This is a genomic window from Streptomyces sp. NPDC006372, from assembly GCF_040612515.1.
Lineage (GTDB): Bacteria > Actinomycetota > Actinomycetes > Streptomycetales > Streptomycetaceae > Streptomyces.
Map to the genome: position 1 here is coordinate 1 of NZ_JBEXQJ010000088.1, position 2,037 is coordinate 2,037.

Here is a 2,037-nt window from a genome sequence, read left to right on the forward strand (position 1 = left end):
GATGGGTAGGGGAGCGTCGTCTGCCGGGTGAAGCAGCACCGGAAGGTAGTTGTGGACGGTTGACGAGTGAGAATGCAGGCATGAGTAGCGATTCACACGTGAGAAACGTGTGCGCCGATTGACTAAGGGTTCCTGGGTCAAGCTGATCTGCCCAGGGTAAGTCGGGACCTAAGGCGAGGCCGACAGGCGTAGTCGATGGATAACCGGTTGATATTCCGGTACCCGCTGTGAAGCGTCAAACATCGAGCATCGTGATGCTAAGGCCGTGAAGCCGCCGGTGATCCCTTCGGGGTGAGTCGGAGTGGTGGAGCCGCTGAACCAAGCGGTTAGTAGGTGAGTGATGGGGTGACGCAGGAAGGTAGTCCATCCCGGGCGGTGGTTGTCCCGGGGTAAGGGTGTAGGCCGTGGTCTAGGTAAATCCGGATCACATAAGGCTGAGACCTGATGCCGAGCCGATTGTGGTGAAGTGGATGATCCTATGCTGTCGAGAAAAGCCTCTAGCGAGTTTCATGGCGGCCCGTACCCTAAACCGACTCAGGTGGTCAGGTAGAGAATACCGAGGCGTTCGGGTGAACTATGGTTAAGGAACTCGGCAAAATGCCCCCGTAACTTCGGGAGAAGGGGGGCCACATCCGGTGATCACTCTTGCAGTGTGAGCTGGGGGTGGCCGCAGAGACCAGCGAGAAGCGACTGTTTACTAAAAACACAGGTCCGTGCGAAGCCGTAAGGCGATGTATACGGACTGACGCCTGCCCGGTGCTGGAACGTTAAGGGGACCGGTTAGCTCAGATTCGTCTGGGCGAAGCTGAGAACTTAAGCGCCAGTAAACGGCGGTGGTAACTATAACCATCCTAAGGTAGCGAAATTCCTTGTCGGGTAAGTTCCGACCTGCACGAATGGCGTAACGACTTCTCGACTGTCTCAACCATAGGCCCGGTGAAATTGCACTACGAGTAAAGATGCTCGTTTCGCGCAGCAGGACGGAAAGACCCCGGGACCTTTACTACAGTTTGATATTGGTGTTCGGTTCGGCTTGTGTAGGATAGCTGGGAGACTTTGAAGCTCACACGCCAGTGTGGGTGGAGTCGTCGTTGAAATACCAGTCTGGTCGTGCTGGATGTCTAACCTGGGTCCGTGATCCGGATCAGGGACAGTGTCTGATGGGTAGTTTAACTGGGGCGGTTGCCTCCTAAAGAGTAACGGAGGCGCCCAAAGGTTCCCTCAGCCTGGTTGGCAATCAGGTGTTGAGTGTAAGTGCACAAGGGAGCTTGACTGTGAGACCGACGGGTCGAGCAGGGACGAAAGTCGGGACTAGTGATCCGGCGGTGGCTTGTGGAAGCGCCGTCGCTCAACGGATAAAAGGTACCCCGGGGATAACAGGCTGATCTTCCCCAAGAGTCCATATCGACGGGATGGTTTGGCACCTCGATGTCGGCTCGTCGCATCCTGGGGCTGGAGTCGGTCCCAAGGGTTGGGCTGTTCGCCCATTAAAGCGGTACGCGAGCTGGGTTTAGAACGTCGTGAGACAGTTCGGTCCCTATCCGCTGTGCGCGTAGGAGTCTTGAGAAGGGCTGTCCCTAGTACGAGAGGACCGGGACGGACGAACCTCTGGTGTGCCAGTTGTTCTGCCAAGGGCATGGCTGGTTGGCTACGTTCGGGAGGGATAACCGCTGAAAGCATCTAAGCGGGAAGCCTGCTTCGAGATGAGGACTCCCACCCACTTGATGGGGTAAGGCTCCCAGTAGACGACTGGGTTGATAGGCCGGATCTGGAAGCACGGTAACGTGTGGAGGTGACCGGTACTAATAGGCCGAGGGCTTGTCCTCAGTTGCTCGCGTCCACTGTGTTGGTTCTGAAACCACGAACAGCCCCATGCCAGGTCACGGTATGGTGCGGCATTGTTCGACAGTTTCATAGTGTTTCGGTGGTTATAGCGTAGGGGAAACGCCCGGTTACATTCCGAACCCGGAAGCTAAGCCTTACAGCGCCGATGGTACTGCAGGGGGGACCCTGTGGGAGAGTAGGACGCCGCCGAAC

Annotated in this window: 2 rRNA genes; both read left to right on the top strand. The window is 56.8% G+C overall.

The features are described from left to right. A 23S ribosomal RNA gene (locus tag ABZ016_RS42925) occupies positions 1–1,826 on the top strand; the annotation flags it as partial. Between the two features lie 94 nt (positions 1,827–1,920). Then, positions 1,921–2,037 (top strand): 5S ribosomal RNA (gene rrf / locus ABZ016_RS42930).